The sequence below is a fragment of the Methyloceanibacter marginalis genome, assembly GCF_001723295.1.
Lineage (GTDB): Bacteria > Pseudomonadota > Alphaproteobacteria > Rhizobiales > Methyloligellaceae > Methyloceanibacter > Methyloceanibacter marginalis.
Window position 1 is genome coordinate 1 of the sequence record NZ_LPWD01000410.1, and the last position, 1,371, is coordinate 1,371.

Annotated in this window: 2 protein-coding genes and 1 pseudogene; 1 reads left to right on the forward strand and 2 read right to left on the reverse strand. The window is 66.8% G+C overall.

Annotated features, from left to right (window positions below; genetic code table 11):
- Positions 1 to 326: pseudogene (locus AUC71_RS20400) on the forward strand (hypothetical protein); the annotation flags it as partial.
- A gap of 58 nt (positions 327 to 384) precedes the next feature.
- On the opposite strand, the gene AUC71_RS22030 reads toward AUC71_RS20400, so the two are convergent.
- Together AUC71_RS22030 and AUC71_RS22035 are read right to left on the reverse strand one after the other, a co-directional pair.
- Positions 385 to 843 carry an aminotransferase class I/II-fold pyridoxal phosphate-dependent enzyme gene (locus AUC71_RS22030; protein ID WP_083238396.1) on the reverse strand — a complete coding sequence of 153 codons (459 nt, stop codon included), beginning with the start codon at positions 841 to 843 and terminating at the stop codon, positions 385 to 387.
- Positions 789 to 1,262, reverse strand: coding sequence for a pyridoxal phosphate-dependent aminotransferase (locus AUC71_RS22035; RefSeq protein ID WP_280139323.1), 474 nt, complete (start codon positions 1,260 to 1,262; stop codon positions 789 to 791). The genes AUC71_RS22030 and AUC71_RS22035 overlap by 55 nt, the downstream gene beginning before the upstream one ends.
- Positions 1,263 to 1,371: the final 109 nt, after the last annotated feature.

Sequence of the window (1,371 nt, forward strand, 5' to 3'; positions counted from 1 at the left end):
CGCGAGCAGCGAGCAGCAGGCGACACCGGACGACGAGCAGAGAGAGCGCGCCCGCCGCCGAAGAGGCGTCTTCGGGCGACGATAGGCCCGCCCCCCGGGAAGAGCGCCCGAACGGCAGTGGGAAAAGCAAGGATCGTGAGACCCGGCCCCACGGCGAAGACGACTCCGCCGGCGAGGAGGACGCACCTTCCCGCCGCACGCCGGAGCCCGCGTTCAGCGTCGCGGCTTCACGCGAGGAGCCGGCTCCGCGGGCAGAGGCGCATGTCGAAAGCGAGGGGAACGACGAGCCTGCGCCACGCCGCAGAGGCTGGTGGTCGCGCGGCTAGGACGCTTCGCTTCGTGCTCAAAGCAATGGGAGGTGCACAGCACCTCCCATTTTTCCATCTATTGCACCTTGAGCCAGGCCGCGATGCGGCGCGCCGCTTCCCGCATGTCGTGCTCGGCCCCCGCATAGCAAAGGCGTAAGTAACAATTGCCCCGGTCCGGATCGAAATCGATGCCGGGCGTGGCCGCGACGCCCGTTTCCCGGAGCATGTTCTTGGCGAAGGCCGCGCTGTCGCCCGTATAGCGGCTGATATCTGCATAGAGGTAGAAGGCGCCGTCGGCGGGCAGGATCGAATCGAACCCGGCCCGCGGCAGCTCTTCGAGCAGCATGGCGCGGTTGCGTCCATAGCGGCTCTTAATCTCCTCAAGCTCGTCCAGACCATCGAAGGCGCCGAGGGCGGCGATCTGCGAAATGGCGGGCGGCGAGATGTAGAGGTTCTGCGCCAGCCGCTCGATGGTGCGCGTCAGGCTTCCGGCACCACAAGCCAGCCGATGCGCCAGCCCGTCATGCTGAAATATTTCGAGAAACTGTTGACCACGATGGCCGTGTCCGAGTGCTGCAGCGCGGTCTCGGCCGGCCCGTCGTATTCGAGACCGTGGTAAATCTCATCGGAAATAAGCCAAAGCTTGTGCCGCTCGCAGGCTTTCGCGAGTTCAGCCAGGCGGGGGCCGCGCGTCATGGTGCCCGTTGGATTGTTTGGGCTCGCCAGCAATAACCCTGCGGCACCATCCGCGGCGAGCCGCTCGACGTCCACCGCAGTCGGCATCCAGCGCCCCTGCCCCGAGGTTTCGATGAGATGCGGCCGCAAGCCGAGCGCCTTGAGGATCTGCCTGTAACAGGGGTAGCCGGGCGACGGCAGGCCGAAGGCGTCACCGTGTTCGAGAAGGGCGAGGAAGGCGAGTACAAAGCCCGCGGAAGAGCCCGCGGTGACGACGATGCGCTCGGGGCCGGACGCGAACGCCGTACCGCTCGGTCATATAACCGGCGGACGCGCTCGCGCAAGCCGGCAAGGCCCAGCGCCGCTCGGTGTAGCCTAGTCTCGTCCT